This is a genomic window from Providencia sp. PROV109 (assembly GCF_033681625.1).
GTDB classification, from domain to species: domain Bacteria; phylum Pseudomonadota; class Gammaproteobacteria; order Enterobacterales; family Enterobacteriaceae; genus Providencia; species Providencia hangzhouensis.
The window spans coordinates 1,686,318-1,702,649 of the sequence record NZ_CP096320.1; the positions used below are offsets into that span (position 1 = coordinate 1,686,318).

Here is a 16,332-nt window from a genome sequence, read left to right on the forward strand (position 1 = left end):
TTAAGTGGGGGCAACAGTAGCGTTGCCCCTTTGTAACGGTAGTTTAGGGAGGTACTATGACCAAGTCTGAATTAATTGAAAGACTGGCTAGCCAGCAGTCTCATCTTTCAGCAAAAACCGTTGAGGAAGCTGTAAAGGAAATTCTTGAGCATATGGCGGATACGTTAGCTAACGGTGAGCGTATTGAAGTCCGTGGTTTCGGCAGTTTTTCTCTTCACTACCGTGCTCCACGCGTTGGCCGTAACCCAAAAACTGGTGATAAAGTGGAACTAGAAGGTAAATATGTTCCTCACTTTAAACCAGGTAAAGAATTACGTGATCGTGTAAATATTTACGGCCAATAATCGGGCTGTAAATCTTAATTATTACATCAAAACAGTGCTTGTATTTTATACAGCACTGTTTTTTATTTCTGGTCAACACCAACACCAACACCAACACCAACACCAACACCAACACCAACACCAACACCAACACCAACACCAACACCAACACCAACACCAACACCAACACCAACACCAACACCAACACCAACACCAACACCAACACCAACACCAACACCAACACCAACACCAACACCAACACCAACACCAACACCAACACCAACACCAACACCAACACCAACACCAACACCAACACCAACACCAACACCAACACCAACACCACTTCTATACTTTTAAAGCCTATAAAAATAATAAAATAAATCCAAAAGCAGCTTTAGAGATATATACGTGTTTTGCGAAGCTCCTCGCAAACTAATATGTATATTTTTATCAGTAAAAAACATATTGGGAAGCGCTACGAAAAATAAAACAAAGAGACTTAAAAAATTCATAGGAATAAATAAACTAAAGCAAATAAACGCTATGTAGGGATACAAAAGTTGATAAAAAATATCATCTACATAATAAGATGGCTAAATAACTCAATCAAAAAATGTAATTTAATCTTTAATGGAAAATTGTCTATTTCGATGACAATGGCTTCTATTGCTTTGATTTTAGGTACATTACCACTTTTATTTATGCCTAAAATTTTAATGCTGAGTGAATTATTATTTGTTTCTTTGTTTGTATCGGTATTAATAATATTCTTTATATTTGGTAAATCAGGCAAGTTTTTAGCACTAATTATTATGTTTTTTCTATGGGCTAATTGGCATGGAATTAACATCATTAATCATATTAATTATCTATCTAAAAAAAATAACGATATTGATGTGGTTATTGTTGGTATTCCTTTGAATAGCAAAGAGCAAAAAATCAAAGTACGTATTGATAAAATTAACAATCGCATTGTTTTTCCTCCGTTATATGCTACATGGAAAACAAAGGAAACTGTTTGCGCTGGGCAGTTGTGGCGAATCAATGGCACTGTAAAGCCACTACACAGCTCACTAAATGAAGGAGGATTTAACCTACAACGTTATTATTTGGCTAATAGAATCATTGGAGTTTTGAAAAGTAAGAAAATAGAATTATTAAAAAAGGATTGTTCTGTAAGACAAAAAGTTATCCATAATTATATGGAGCTAATTAATTCATTATCTAATAAAGGGATTATTTATGGACTAATGTTTGGAGATAGAAGTTTGTTGGCAGTAGAACAAACATATTTACTACAGAGAACAGGTTTGACACATTTAATGGCTATATCAGGCTTGCATATTGGGTTAGCTTACTTGTTTGGCTTTCTTATCACTCGAGTGATTCAATATTTTTTACCAATAAAGTATGTCAATGAAACACTACCAGTAGTAATTGGTATAGGGCTAGCAATTTTTTATGCATGGATCTCTGGCTTTGCTATCCCTGCGACTCGAGCATTATTTGCCCTACTATTATGGATATATATCAGAAATAAGCCTGCAAGGTATTTTGCTTGGCAATGGGCACTGTGGAGTATCGCAGGAATATTATTATTAGACCCATTGGCTATTTTGTCAGATAGTTTTTGGTTATCTAGTTTCGCTGTGCTAGCCATTCTTTATTGGTTAACCATATTTCCATTACCATATCATTTATCTAAAGGTGTAAAGGGGAAAATTATAGGGTTAACCCATTTACAAATTGGCTTACTAGTCTTACTGATCCCAATGCAACTTAGTCTATTTAATGGTATTAATGTAATGGGGTTAGTGGCAAATATCTGGTTTGTCCCGTTAGTTTCTTGGTGTGTTGTTCCTGCTATTTTGCTCTTGTTTTTAGTACCAATAAAAGTGGTTCAGCAACCTATTTTATATACGATAGATAGGGTTATAGATATAGGGCTAAAACCATTACCTTATTTCAGTACTTTTTGGTCAGAATTTATCAATGTTCCCTATTATTTATTTTTAATATGTTGGTTAAGTATCATTGTCGTTTTATTTAAGTGGTACAAGCGCTATTTCGGGCTTATTAGCTGTGTAGTTATTTCAATTTTCTTAGAAAAGGGGAGCGGTAAACAATCCAAAGAAGGTTGGAGAATGACGGTATTAGACATCGGGCATGGTTTGGCTGTTGTGATAGAACAAAACAATTTAGCGTTACTCTATGATACAGGTAATGCATGGAAAGGGGATAGCAATGCACAGCGTCAAATTATTCCTTTCCTTAAATATCACGATATAACCCCAATTGGAGTCATTTTAAGCCATAATCATTTAGACCATACTGGTGGTGCAAATTATTTAATCCAGCAATATCCATGGCTAAGTGTAAGAAGTAGCTTTGGCCCACAAAAAACGTCGGTAAATAGGGAAAAAACTAATAATATAAAAAGTATGGAACACCTTCCGTGTTTTAAAGGCCAAAAATGGCAGTGGGGGATATTAACTTTTGAAGTATTATGGCCTGAAAAGCTAGCACCAATATCACATAATGATGATTCTTGTGTTATTCAATTAACGGATGGGTTTCATAAAATTTTATTAACAGGAGATATCGAAAAACAAGGGGAAAAATCACTGGTCGCAATGTACAAGAATCGGTTACGTTCGACTCTTCTTTTCGCTCCACATCATGGAAGCAGCACGTCATCAACTGATTTATTGTTAAGAAATGTTCAACCTTCAATGGTGGTAGTCTCATCAGCAAGGTATAGTGCATGGAAAATTCCATCGCCAAAAGTCTATTTTCGGTATAAAAATAATAATATTAAATGGTTAAATACAGCGGAAGATGGCCAGTTAACTATATGGTTTAAAAAGGAAAAAATTAAAATTTCACGTTATCGCTATGAAATTCAGCCCCGCTGGTATCATCTGTGGTTTGGCTTACCGCTATTTCCCGAGTAGAATAGTGCGCTTACATTAAGTCTGGTAATTAAAAGTATGAATGATAAAGACCTTTCGACAAAACAAACTTTTCGTCGCTTGTGGCCGATAATTGCGCCTTTTAAAGCGGGTTTAATCGTTGCAGCAATAGCACTTATCATAAACGCAGCGGGTGACGCGTTTATGATTTCTTTATTAAAACCTTTATTGGATGAGGGCTTTGATAAAGCAGATAATGACGTTTTAAAATGGCTTCCGCTTGCGGTGTTGGGTTTAATGGTTGTTCGTGGTGGGTCTAGCTTTGTTTCAACCTATTGTGTTTCCTGGGTTGCAGGTAAAGTCGTGATGAACATGCGGCGTAAATTATTTGGTCATATGATGGGAATGCCTGTTAGTTTTTTTGACCAGCAATCGACAGGAACACTATTATCTAGAATTACCTATGATTCAGAACAAGTTGCATCTTCTTCTTCTGGAGCATTAATTACAATTATTCGTGAAAGTGCTTATATCATCGGGTTGTTTGCGATGATGTTTTATTATAGCTGGCAACTTTCTCTTATTTTAATCGTAATTGCCCCGATTGTATCAGTCACTATTCGTATCGTCTCTAAACGTTTTCGTAAGATTAGTAAAAACATGCAAACCGGAATGGGGCATGTGACGGCAAGTGCTGAACAGATGTTAAAAGGCCATAAAGAAGTTTTAATTTTTGGGGGACAGAAAGTTGAGACTGAACGCTTTAATAAAGTCAGTAACAACATGCGCCGCCAAAATATGAAAATGGTAACCGCTTCAGCAATTTCAGACCCTATTGTTCAGTTAATTGCATCATTTGCACTAGCATTTGTCCTTTATGCAGCGAGTTTTCCTGAAATTCGTGATGAATTAACATCGGGTACAATTGCAGTTGTTTTTTCATCAATGTTTGCACTGATGCGTCCTTTAAAATCATTAACTAACGTTAACTCACAATTCCAGCGTGGTATGGCGGCTTGCCAAACTTTATTTGCTATCTTAGATTCCGAACAAGAAAAAGATAACGGAAATAAAGTACTTAAAGAGGTTAAAGGGGATATTAAATTTGAGCATGTTACCTTTACCTATGCAACCAAAGAGCATCCTGCGTTAGACGATGTTTCGTTTACTTTGCCAGCAGGGAAATCAGTTGCTCTGGTTGGGCGATCAGGTTCAGGTAAGTCCACAATTGCAAATTTGATTACACGTTTTTATGACATCGACGAGGGGTCTATTCAAATTGATGGGCATGACATTCGTGAATACACGTTATCTTCATTACGTAGCCAAGTCGCGTTAGTTTCTCAGCATGTTTATCTATTTAACGATACGATAGCCAATAATATTGCCTATGCAACAGACGGCAGCTACAGCCGTGGGCAAATAGAGAAAGCTGCAGAAATGGCTTATGCAATGGATTTTATTGCTAAACTTGAAAAAGGCTTGGACACGGTTATTGGTGAAAATGGTGTTATGCTTTCTGGAGGGCAACGTCAAAGGATCGCGATTGCTCGAGCACTGCTACGTGATGCCCCAATTCTTATTCTTGATGAGGCGACATCCGCGCTAGATACAGAGTCTGAACGTGCTATTCAAGCTGCTCTTGATGAGTTACAGAAAAATAGAACATCTTTGGTCATTGCCCACAGGTTATCGACGATAGAAAATGCAGATGAGATATTAGTTGTACAAGATGGCCGAATCATTGAGCGTGGTGACCATAAATCGCTATTAGCTCAAGATGGCGCATATTCACAGTTACATAGCATTCAGTTTAAACAATGATAGAACGCATTTGGTCTGGCAAGTCATGGCTGTATCTTTTATTGCTGCCGTTATCTTTCCTTTATGGGTTGGTAACGGTAATTAGGGATATAGCTTATAAAATCGGGCTGAAACGTTCATGGAAAGCGCCAATTCCAGTGGTAGTGGTGGGAAACCTGACAGCGGGGGGAAATGGTAAAACCCCTGTTGTTATCTGGTTAGTGGAATCACTCACCAAAGAAGGCTACCGCGTGGGGGTTGTTTCTCGAGGGTATGGCGGTAAAGCTGAAAAGTACCCGCTGATACTCGATGAAACGACGAAAACTGAAGTTGCTGGGGATGAACCCATACTAATTTTTCATCGTACTAAATCCCCCGTGGCTGTTGCGCCTAAGCGCAGTGATGCAGTTAAAGCGTTATTGGAAAAATTCCAATTAGATGTAATTATTACTGATGATGGGTTGCAGCACTATGCATTGCAACGTGACTACGAGATTGTCGTTATTGATGGCCAGCGTCGTTTTGGTAATGGTTGGTGGCTACCCGCAGGGCCTATGCGTGAAAGGGCTGGGCGTTTAAAGCGTGTTAATGCTGTCATTGTTAACGGTGGTGAAGCTCAAGAAAATGAAGCCGTAATGGCCCTTGAAGGCGATGTTGCTTATAACTTGGTGACTGGTGAAAAACGTGCAGTTACACAATTACCTGCGGTTGTCGCAATAGCAGGTATTGGTCATCCTCCTCGTTTTTTTACCTCATTAGAAAACAAAGGGGTCGAAGTTATTAACACTCATGCTTTTGCTGATCACCAATCGTATGAATTAAAACAGCTTTCACCGTTAGTTAAAAATGAGCAAAACTTATTAATGACCGAAAAAGACGCGGTGAAATGCCGTGCTTTTGCACAACCAAATTGGTGGTTCCTTCCAGTACAAGCACAATTGCAGCCGATTGACGCTGAAAAAATCTTAAGCGGAATAAGAAAACTTATCACAAATAACAAAAAAACTTGTCTATAACGTTCCTCTGTGATAATAATATCTCCAATGTGATATAGATCTACTTATTATGTATCTAGATACAATACATTGATAATTGGATTTTATACTAGCTTAAATTTCACGCTCCGTTCTTTAGTTAGTCTTCATATCCTCGCGTAATCTACATTGTAAAGTCGCTGTCACTGCGTTTTGTCATCATAATGTCAAAATAGACTGTTAACTTCGCAGTAGATTAGCGGTGTCTGAAATCTATATATATGGGCGTTATAAAATATGCGCAATGATTTGTGCGCATGAATTGGTAAAGTTTAATTACTCTTTGATGTATTAATAGATCGGCATTTTATAAATGGGAAGCAAGAAAGAGTAATGATACAAAGATAAAAAAAATATTGTTCTCAGAACAAAAGGAGTTTTAATATGAATTTTCAATTACATATGGGTCGAGTTAAATGGTTTGACGCAAAAGAAGGTTACGGTTTTATTTCACCATTCAATGGTGGTGATGATGTATTTGTGACAACAAAGTCAATTGCTAATAAAAAAATCAAATCATTATTCGAAGGTCAAAACGTTGAGTTCTCTGTTACTCGTAATTCGGATGGCATAACGGCAGCTGACGTTATTGCTTATTAGATAATAAACAGAACAATTTCTCCTGCTTTTATCCTCTCATCTCTCGCAGGAGATCTTATTCAGGAAGATTAAAGTTAACGGTGATATCTGCATGTGATATCCTGACTCCAAGTGAGTTAAAATCCATTCGGGAGAAAACATGGATCACCGTTTACTTGAAATCGTTGCCTGTCCTGTATGTCACGGCAAATTAAGTTATAACAAAGAAAACCTCGAACTTATCTGTAAGTTTGATCATTTAGCCTATCCAATTCGTGACGGCATCCCTGTATTACTAGAAAATGAAGCGCGCCCCGTTTCATTAGATGAAGGTCAGTAATCCTCATGTTTACGGTTATTATTCCTGCTCGTTATGCCTCAACACGCTTACCAGGTAAACCTTTGGCTGATATCCATGGCAAGCCAATGGTTGTTCGAGTAATGGAGCAAGCTGTTAAATCGGGGGCTAGCCGAGTGATAGTTGCGACAGATCACTCTGATGTTGCTAAAGCGGTGATTGAAGCAGGTGGTGAAGCTTGTATGACTAACCCAAATCATCAGTCTGGGACAGAAAGACTAGCTGAAGTTATTGATACCTATGCTTTTTCTGACGATGAAATCATCGTGAATGTGCAAGGTGATGAACCTTTAATTCCACCTGAGATTATCAGCCAAGTTGCTCGTAATCTTCAGGGGAGTAAAGCTGAAATGGGGACGCTAGCTGTACCTATTAATGATGCTCATGAAGCGTTTAATCCAAATACTGTCAAGGTTGTTACTGATCACGAAGGTTATGCATTGTATTTTTCTCGGGCAACTATTCCTTGGGATAGAGACAACTTTGCGAAAAGCCATGATGTAATAGGGGATACCTTTTTGCGTCACATTGGTATATACGCTTATCGAGCAGGGTTTATTCGTCGTTATATTAAGTGGGAAGCAAGCCCATTAGAGAAAATCGAAATGCTGGAGCAACTTAGGGTGCTTTGGTATGGCGAGAAAATTCATGTGGATGTCGCGAAAACTACGCCAGGTGCTGGTGTTGATACCCCTGAAGATCTTGAACTCGTTAGAAGTCAATTTATTCAGTAGCCCACATTTTCCTAATAGCTCAAATAGCCAATATGCGATTTAGCTAAACAAAAGGTGTAATCTCAATAGATTACACCTTTTTTGCTACTATTCAGCGGTAACTGACTCAGGCGTAGCAAGTTGCTCTTCTAACGTCTGTGTATTATTGGGTTTTAAATGCCACCAAAGCGTACCAAGAAATTCATACCAAGCACGTTCACTATGGCCAAAGAAATAAGAGGAAGGGATATATTTCTCCCATGGATTAATTTCACTCGTGATAACCAACTGATTTGCGGGGGCAGGGAAAGGGTTCATTCCTCGTTGAGTAAACATAGTCATCGCTCGAGGTAAATGGTTAGCAGAAGTTACTAATAAAAAAGGAGATTTCCCAATGATTTTTTCAACTTCATAAGCTTCCTCTTGTGTATCTTTGGGTTCAGTGAGTGGAATAGTATCTTGTGCGGGGACACCCAAGGATTGAGCAACTTGTGCAGCAACTTCGGCACTGCTGATAGGACTACTCGCTTTACCGCCAGTGAAAATTAGTTTACTACCAGGGTGTTTAAGGTAAAGACGAACACCTTCAGTCACTCTAGGTAGGCTATTATTCAACAGATTGGAACTTGGACTCCAATCAGGGTTATACGTAAAACCGCCACCGAGAACAACAATATAACGTACATCTTGAGGTGGATTCTCAGTAATTAATTCATAGCGCTTATTGAATTGTTTTTCTGCTGGGGCAAGTAAAGTATCTGAAACAGGCTGTAACCCCAACAGAGTTATTAAAACTAAACTTAGGGTAGTAAACGCCTTTCCACAACGCTGCCAGCGTGTAAACCAAAGCAAAAGCAATCCGATAAACCCGATGATGAGTAATAATGGTAATGGCATCAATAGAGAACCAATATATTTTTTTAAGATAAATAACATAACTAAGCCTATTCTTAAGGGTTATCGATTAATCATTGTGGCAGAATCTACGGAAAAATATGCAATAACGCAGCGAAATTAGAGGGAAAATAACAGAATAGTGTTTAATAGTAGCAAACTGAAAATTGCTGAGCACAATGAAGTACTATGCAAAAATATAGCTATTATCTGTTATAATTCCTGTTTTAACAGTCGCCTCGCATTGTATGTGATAAATACGCTGCAATGTGAGAATATTTCTGGTTAGAGTTAATTTTCTCAATATCAGGATGTAATCAACCATTTTACGTTTTTTCGCGACAAATTGGCTCATAAACCGCTTTAAATAATAGATGATAGGCAACCGGATAGCACATGGCAGACCGCAACTTTGATGATATTGTCGATAAATTTGCAAAAAATATCTACGGAACGACAAAAGGAAAAATACGAGAAGCGGTAGTTTGGCAAGATTTAACTCAATTATTAAGCAGCCAATTTGAGGGTAAAACTCTAAAAATACTTGATGCAGGTGGTGGTGAAGGACACTTTTCACGCAAACTCGCCGAAATGGGGCATCAGGTGATACTTTGCGATTTATCTGAAGAGATGTTGGAACGAGGCAGTGAGCTTGCCAAGGAACAAGGTATTAGCGATAACATGCGTTTTGTTCATTGTGCAGTGCAAGATATCGCACAATATATTGATGAACCTGTTGACCTTGTTTTATTTCATGCGGTACTTGAATGGATTAGCGATCAAAAATATGCAATTGAACAACTGGTAGATATAATTAGACCAGAAGGCGTATTTTCTGTCATGTTCTATAATGCAAATGGTCTGGTGATGCGTAATGCAATTTTGGGAAATTTTCATCTTGCAACGCCACATATTCAACGTCGTCGTAAACGCTCGTTATCACCACAAAACCCGCTTTTTCCTCATCAGGTTGATGCTTGGTTAGGCGAGTGTAATATGCAAATCATCGGTAAAAGTGGTGTCAGGGTATTCCATGACTATTTACAAAGTCGGCAGTTACAGCAAAAAGATTTTCCGGCATTGTTGGCATTAGAACAGCAGTATTGCCGTGAAGAACCCTATATTAGCATGGGGCGTTATATTCATGTCATGGCACGCAAACAAATACAAAAGGACGATTTATGAGTGATTTTTCCCAGACCGTCCCTGAACTTGTGTCTTGGGCACGAAAAAATGATTTTTCGATTTCACTTCCCGCTGAACGTTTAGCATTTTTGCTCGCGGTAGCGGTATTAAACAGTGAAAGAGTCAATGGTGAAATGAGTGAAGGGGAACTGGTTGATGCCTTTCGTGAAGTTTGCAAAGGGTTTGAGCAGACAACTGAATCATTGTCAGTAAGGGCCAATAATGCCATCAATGATATGGTTCGCCAGAAGATTTTTAACCGTTTTGCCAGTGACATTGTTGAAGGTAATGCAATTTACCGGCTAACCCCTTTGGGGATTGGCATCAGCGATTATTATATTCGTCAGAGAGAGTTCTCAACATTAAGACTTTCCATGCAACTTTCTATTGTTGCAGGAGAGCTGCAACGTGCCGCTGAAGCCGCAGAGGAAGGTGGTGATGAATTTTATTGGCATCGTTACGTGTTTGCCCCACTAAAATATTCAGTTGCTGAAATTTTTGACAGTATTGATTTATCCCAACGTATTATGGATGAACAGCAAAATTCAGTAAAAGAAGATATTGCCGCATTATTAAATCAAGACTGGCAGGCAGCTATTGCTAACTGTGAGCAATTATTATCAGAAACATCAGGTACATTGCGTGAGTTGCAAGACACATTGGAAGCCGCAGGGGATAAACTGCAAGCGAATTTATTACGTATTCAAGAAGCTAATATGAATGCGCCGGCATTCTCTGACTTAGTGGATAGGTTGGTTTTTGACCTGCAAAATAAACTAGACCGTATTGTTAGCTGGGGTCAACAATCTATCGATTTATGGATTGGTTATGACCGTCATGTTCATAAGTTTATCCGTACAGCTATCGATATGGATAAAAATAGAATATTTTCTCAGCGGTTACGTCAATCCGTTCAGCACTACCTTGATAGCCCTTGGGCACTCACTTACGCTAATGCGGATCGGTTATTCGATATGCGTGATGAAGAGCTCGCGTTGCATGATGAAGAGGTCATGGGTGAATTACCACCAGAGCTTGAGTTTGAAGAGTTTAGTGAATTAAATGACAAGCTTGCTGAGCTAATGGAAGTTGAGTTAGCTATTTATAAAGCAGAGCAACGGCCGCTCGATGTTGGCCGTGTGTTGCATGAGTACTTACTGCAATATCCACAAAAACGTCATTTTGATGTTGCTCGAATTATTATCGACCAAGCTGTTAAATTAGGTATCGCAGAGGCTGATTTGGCGGGATTACCGGCAGAATGGCAAGCTATTAATGATCACGGAGCCAAGGTACAGGCACATGTCATCGACAAATATTGAACAATTTATGCCAGTTAAACTGGCTCAAGCATTAGCTAACCCGATTTTTCCAGAGCTAGACAGCCAATTGCGTTCAGGTCGCCATATTAGTGTTGATGACCTTGATAACCACGCATTTTTAATGGATTTTCAGGAAGTATTAGAACAATTTTATGCACGATATAACGTAGAATTAATTCGTGCCCCTGAGGGGTTCTTCTATTTACGTCCGCGATCAACAACCTTAATACCTCGCTCTGTGTTATCTGAATTAGATATGATGGTTGGGAAAATTCTTTGTTATCTCTATCTCAGCCCTGAACGCTTGAGTAACCAAGGTATTTTTACCTCACAAGAGTTATTTGAAGAATTATTATCATTAGCGGATGAAAGCAAACTACTTAAATTTGTTAATCAACGTTCGACAGGCTCTGACCTAGATAAACAAAAATTGCAGGAAAAATTAAGAACATCACTCAATCGTTTACGTCGCTTGGGAATGGTGCATTTTCTGCAAAATGATTCGAGTAAATTTATTATTAGTGAATCTGTATTCCGTTTTGGCGCCGATGTGCGCAGTGGCGATAACCCACAAGATGCACAGTTACGGATGATCCGTGATGGTGAAGCTATCTCTCTTGACGGTGAATTATCACTAAAAGATAGTGATGAAGAGGGTGGCGAAGAGAGTCAAGAACTGGCAGAAAGTGATGAGGATGAAGAATAATGATTGAACGCGGAAAATTTCGCTCACTGACGCTGGTGAATTGGAACGGTTTTTTTGCCCGAACTTTTGACCTTGATGAATTAGTGACCACGTTATCGGGTGGTAATGGTGCGGGTAAATCAACAACCATGGCGGCATTTATTACCGCGATGATCCCAGATTTAACCTTACTTCACTTCCGTAACACAACGGAAGCCGGCGCGACCTCAGGTTCTCGTGATAAAGGCTTGCATGGTAAGTTACGTCCTGGTGTCTGTTACGCTATTTTGGATGTGTTAAATTCGAAGCATCAGCGCGTCATGGTGGGGGTGCGTTTACAGCAAGTCGCAGGGCGCGATAAAAAAGTCGATATTAAGCCATTTATGGTACAAGGCATTCCATTAGCGACAGTTCCAACGGAAATATTGACGGAAGTTATCGATGGCCGCCAAGCAAAAGTGATCCCACTCAATGAGCTAAAAGAACGTCTTGAAGAACAGGAAGGCGTTTTGTTTAAGCAGTTTAGCTCAATTACCGATTACCACTCGACACTGTTTGAATTAGGCGTGTTACCGAAACGCTTACGTTCTGCGAGTGACCGAAGCAAATATTATCGACTGATTGAAGCGTCACTATATGGCGGTATTTCTAGTGCCATTACTCGCTCATTACGTGATTATTTGTTGCCAGAAAACAGTGGGGTACGTAAAGCATTCCAAGATATGGAAGCGGCTCTGCGTGAAAACCGTTTAACATTAGAAGCCATTCGTGTCACTCAATCAGACCGCGACTTATTCAAACATTTGATTAGCCAGGCGAATGATTATGTTTCTGCGGATTATATGCGTCATTCCAATGAAAGACGCATTCACCTTGATGCAGCACTGGCTGCGCGCAATGAGCTATTAGCTAGCCGTAAACAATTACGTGTTGAACAAGTTCGTAGCGTCGAAATGGCGCGTGAATTGAATGAGCAAAATGGGGCATCTACAGAATTAGAAGCTGACTACCAAGCTGCCAGTGACCATTTAAATTTAGTGCAAGCCGCGCTGCGCCAACAAGAAAAAATCGATCGCTATCAAGCAGATATCGAAGAACTGACTTATCGTCTTGAAGAACAAAGTGAAGTTGTTGCTGAATCGACTGAAACTCAAGAAGAATATGAAGCACGAGCTGAAGCTGCTGAAATTGAAGTTGATGAATTAAAAAATCAATTAGCTGACTACCAACAAGCACTGGATGTACAACAAACACGAGCCATTCAGTACCAGCAAGCCTTGCATGCCTTAACGCGTGCTCGTGAATTGTGCCAGCTTCCTGAATTATCCATTGATAACGCAGATGAATGGCTAGATACCTTCGAAGCGCGTGAACAACAAGCTACCCAAGCGTTATTAGCGCTTGAGCAAAAAATGAGTGTGGCGGATGCCGCACATAGCCAATTTGAGCAAGCCTATCAATTAGTTAGAAATATGGTAGGGGAAGTTAGCCGCAGTGATGCATACCAACAAGCGCGTACATTATTACGTGATTGGTCATCACAACAACATTTAGCGGATCGTGTACAACCATTACGTATGCAGCTATCTGAATTGCAACAACGTCTGAATAGCCAGCAAAATGCAGAACGCTTATTGGCGGAATTCTGTAAACGTCATGGCCAAAGCTATGAGCCAGATGAACTTGATGCACTGATGGCTGAGCTGGAAGCGCAACAAGAAGAGCTCAGTATTGGTGTGAATGAGAGTGGCGAAAGACGAATGCAAATGCGCCAAGAACTGGAACAAATTCGCCAGCGTATTAGCCAACTTTCATCTAAAGCCCCTGCATGGATTATGGCTCAAGAAGCGCTAACGCAGCTTAATGAGCAATCCCATGAAACGTTTGAGTCAAGTACTGCTGTGACTGAGTTTATGCAGCAACTCCTTGAACAAGAAAGGGAAATAACGGTTGAACGAGATGAAGTTGCTGCGCAACGTAAAGATCTCGAAAAGCAAATTGAGCGGTTAAGTCAGCCAAGTGGTGCGGAAGATGGCCGCATGTTAGCGTTGGCTGAGCGTTTTAATGGTGTTTTGTTATCAGAAATTTATGATGACATTACCATCGAAGATGCGGCTTATTTTTCTGCGTTATATGGCCCAGCTCGTCATGGTATTGTGGTTCAAGACTTATCTGTGGTCCGTGGCCAGCTCGAAACATTACAAGATTGCCCTGACGATGTTTATTTTATCGAGGGGGATCCTCAATCGTTCGATGACAGCGTTTTTGATGCGCAGGAATTTGAAAATGCGGTATTAGTCCGTTCGTCTGAGCGTCAATGGCGTTACTCTCGTTATCCTGAATTACCTTTGTTTGGTCGTGCTGCTCGTGAAAGTCATTTAGAGTCATTAACTGCTGAACGTGATGAGCTTGCTGAGCGTTACGCGAACCTGTCATTTGATGTGCAGAAAATTCAGCGTTCTCACCAAGCATTCAGTCGGTTTATAGGCCAACACATTTCCGTGGCCTTTGAAGATGATCCTGAAGCTGAAATTCGTTCGCTTAACCAGAAACGCACGGAAATTGAACGTGCTTTGGCACAATTTGAAGAGCAAACTCAGCAGCAACGCCAACAATTTGCACAAGGTAAAGAAAGCCTTGCGGCTCTTAATCGTTTATTACCTCAAATGGGGTTATTACTCGATGAAACATTGGCGGACAGAGTCGAAGAGATAAACGAAGAACTAACGGAAGCAGAAGAAGCGGCACATTTCCTGAATAAACATGGTAATGCGTTAGAAAAGTTAGAACCGATTGTGACAGTGTTACTCAGTGATCCTGAACAACATGAACAATTACGCAAAGATTATGAGTCAGCAAAACACAGCCAACAAAATGCAAAACAGCAAGCCTTTGCATTAGTTGAGGTTGTTCAGCGTCGTGCTCACTTTAGTTACAGTGACTCAACAGGAATGGTGAATGAAAACGCGGACTTGAATGAAAAATTACGTCAGCGTTTAGAACAGGCAGAAACCGAGCGTACACGCGCTCGCGAACAGCTGCGTCAGCACCAAGCGCAAAGTGCACAATTCCATCAAGTTCTCGCCTCGTTACGCAGTTCTTTCGATACCAAACAAGAAATGTTGAAAGAGCTCGAGGTTGAGATGCAAGAGATCGGCGTAAAAGCTGATCCTGATGCTCAAGAGCGCGCTCGTATTCGACGTGATGAGCTGCACCAGCGCGTCATGGAAAATCGTAGCCGTATTAACCAGTTAGAAAAACAGCTGACATTATGTGAAGCTGAAATGGATAACTTACAGAAGCGCCTTCGTAAGTTAGAAAAAGACTACTATATGCTGCGTGAGCAGGTAGTGACGGCAAAAGCAGGTTGGTGTGCGGTAATGCGCTTGGTGAAAGACAATGGCGTCGAGCGTCGTTTACATCGCCGTGAGCTGGCCTATACTGACGGTGACAGCTTACGTTCCATGTCGGATAAAGCCTTAGGTGCGTTGCGTTTAGCGGTTGCGGATAACGAACATTTACGTGATGTACTGCGTTTGTCCGAAGATCCAAAACACCCTGAGCGGAAGATCAAATTCTTTATCGCGGTATATCAACACCTACGTGAACGTATTCGCCAAGACATCATTCGTACAGATGACCCGATTGATGCAATCGAGCAAATGGAAATTGAGCTGGCGCGCTTAACGGAAGAGCTAACGGCGCGTGAGCAAAAATTGGCGATCAGTTCAAAAAGTGTGGCGAATATTATTCGCAAAACCATTCAGCGCGAACAGAATCGAATTCGTATGCTAAACCAAGGGCTGCAAGCCGTGGCATTTGGTCAGGTTAAAGGGGTTCGCCTCAATGTGAATATTCGAGAAAGCCATGCGCTGTTACTCAGTGTCCTTTCTGAAGAAAGTGAAATGCACCAAGACTTGTTTACCAGCCAACGGTTAACTTTCTCTGAAGCGATGGCGAAATTATACCAACGCCTTAACCCTCAAGTGGATGTTGGGCAGCGGTTGCCACAAACCATCGGTGAAGAATTACTCGATTACCGCAACTACTTAGAATTAGAAGTTGAGGTTAATAGAGGTTCAGATGGCTGGTTAAAAGCAGAAAGTGGTGCGTTATCCACCGGTGAGGCTATTGGTACAGGTATGTCCATCTTAGTGATGGTAGTACAAAGCTGGGAAGAAGAGTCTCGCCGTCTGCGTGCTAAAGATATTATTCCTTGCCGGTTATTATTCTTAGATGAAGCTGCGCGATTAGATGCTAAATCAATTGCAACCTTATTTGAACTGTGTGACAGGTTAGAAATGCAGCTAATTATTGCGGCGCCTGAGAATATTAGCCCTGAGAAGGGCACAACCTATAAGCTAGTTCGTAAAGTGGTTGGTAATCATGAGCATGTGCATGTGGTTGGCTTAAAAGGCTTCGGACAAGAAACCCCGAACGTACAAGCACCAACATTGCAGTAATAGTTTTTGTGAATGAAATGAAAGCCGGTATTTAGGAATAAATATCGGTTTTCTTGTATTT

General features: G+C 40.3%; 13 protein-coding genes. 12 read left to right on the forward strand and 1 reads right to left on the reverse strand.

All coding sequences use genetic code 11. The annotated features are described in order from the left end of the window. Positions 1 to 56 precede the first annotated feature (56 nt). The 8 genes from ihfB to kdsB all read left to right on the forward strand — a co-directional run bounded on the left by ihfB (position 57) and on the right by kdsB (position 7,743). Entirely contained in the window at positions 57 to 344 is a 288-nt protein-coding gene (ihfB, locus tag M1F25_RS07700; RefSeq protein WP_004256221.1) for an integration host factor subunit beta, read from the forward strand. Positions 345 to 382: 38 nt separating this feature from the next. Further along, positions 383 to 703, forward strand: coding sequence for a hypothetical protein (locus M1F25_RS07705; protein WP_318840333.1), 321 nt, complete (start codon positions 383 to 385; stop codon positions 701 to 703). A gap of 180 nt (positions 704 to 883) precedes the next feature. Continuing rightward, positions 884 to 3,277, forward strand: a complete 2,394-nt coding sequence (locus M1F25_RS07710; RefSeq protein WP_272673235.1) for a DNA internalization-related competence protein ComEC/Rec2 — start codon at positions 884 to 886, stop codon at positions 3,275 to 3,277. 36 nt (positions 3,278 to 3,313) lie between these two features. Beyond that, positions 3,314 to 5,059, forward strand: coding sequence for a lipid A ABC transporter ATP-binding protein/permease MsbA (gene msbA, locus M1F25_RS07715; RefSeq protein ID WP_181489557.1), 1,746 nt, complete (start codon positions 3,314 to 3,316; stop codon positions 5,057 to 5,059). Next, positions 5,056 to 6,054, forward strand: a complete 999-nt coding sequence (gene lpxK / locus M1F25_RS07720; protein ID WP_110591452.1) for a tetraacyldisaccharide 4'-kinase — start codon at positions 5,056 to 5,058, stop codon at positions 6,052 to 6,054. Before msbA ends, lpxK begins: the two co-directional genes overlap by 4 nt. A gap of 402 nt (positions 6,055 to 6,456) precedes the next feature. After that, positions 6,457 to 6,672: a cold-shock protein gene (locus M1F25_RS07725; RefSeq protein WP_004256206.1), complete on the forward strand. Its 216-nt coding sequence runs from the start codon at positions 6,457 to 6,459 to the stop codon at positions 6,670 to 6,672. A gap of 139 nt (positions 6,673 to 6,811) precedes the next feature. Further along, positions 6,812 to 6,991: a Trm112 family protein gene (locus M1F25_RS07730; RefSeq protein ID WP_004256203.1), complete on the forward strand. Its 180-nt coding sequence runs from the start codon at positions 6,812 to 6,814 to the stop codon at positions 6,989 to 6,991. 5 nt (positions 6,992 to 6,996) lie between these two features. Continuing rightward, the gene (gene kdsB, locus M1F25_RS07735; RefSeq protein ID WP_096864230.1) at positions 6,997 to 7,743 is read left to right on the forward strand and encodes a 3-deoxy-manno-octulosonate cytidylyltransferase; all 747 of its coding nucleotides are present in this window, start codon (positions 6,997 to 6,999) and stop codon (positions 7,741 to 7,743) included. A gap of 87 nt (positions 7,744 to 7,830) precedes the next feature. Here the strand turns inward: kdsB and elyC are convergent, their stop codons facing one another. Then, positions 7,831 to 8,658, reverse strand: a complete 828-nt coding sequence (gene elyC, locus M1F25_RS07740) for an envelope biogenesis factor ElyC (protein ID WP_164455828.1) — start codon at positions 8,656 to 8,658, stop codon at positions 7,831 to 7,833. 354 nt (positions 8,659 to 9,012) lie between these two features. Here elyC and cmoM point away from each other — a divergent pair, with 354 nt between their 5' ends. Genes cmoM through mukB form a run of 4 tightly spaced genes read left to right on the forward strand, consistent with a single transcriptional unit; the run spans position 9,013 to position 16,271 of the window. Next, complete coding sequence (cmoM, locus tag M1F25_RS07745) at positions 9,013 to 9,801, forward strand: tRNA uridine 5-oxyacetic acid(34) methyltransferase CmoM (RefSeq protein WP_140170786.1); 789 nt, start codon at positions 9,013 to 9,015, stop codon at positions 9,799 to 9,801. Next, entirely contained in the window at positions 9,798 to 11,123 is a 1,326-nt protein-coding gene (mukF, locus tag M1F25_RS07750) for a chromosome partition protein MukF (RefSeq protein WP_144140177.1), read from the forward strand. The genes cmoM and mukF overlap by 4 nt, the downstream gene beginning before the upstream one ends. After that, a complete protein-coding gene (gene mukE, locus M1F25_RS07755) occupies positions 11,104 to 11,829 on the forward strand; it encodes a chromosome partition protein MukE (RefSeq protein ID WP_181489558.1) in 726 nt (241 codons plus the stop codon). Before mukF ends, mukE begins: the two co-directional genes overlap by 20 nt. Further along, entirely contained in the window at positions 11,829 to 16,271 is a 4,443-nt protein-coding gene (gene mukB / locus M1F25_RS07760) for a chromosome partition protein MukB (protein WP_181489559.1), read from the forward strand. Before mukE ends, mukB begins: the two co-directional genes overlap by 1 nt. Positions 16,272 to 16,332 lie beyond the last annotated feature (61 nt).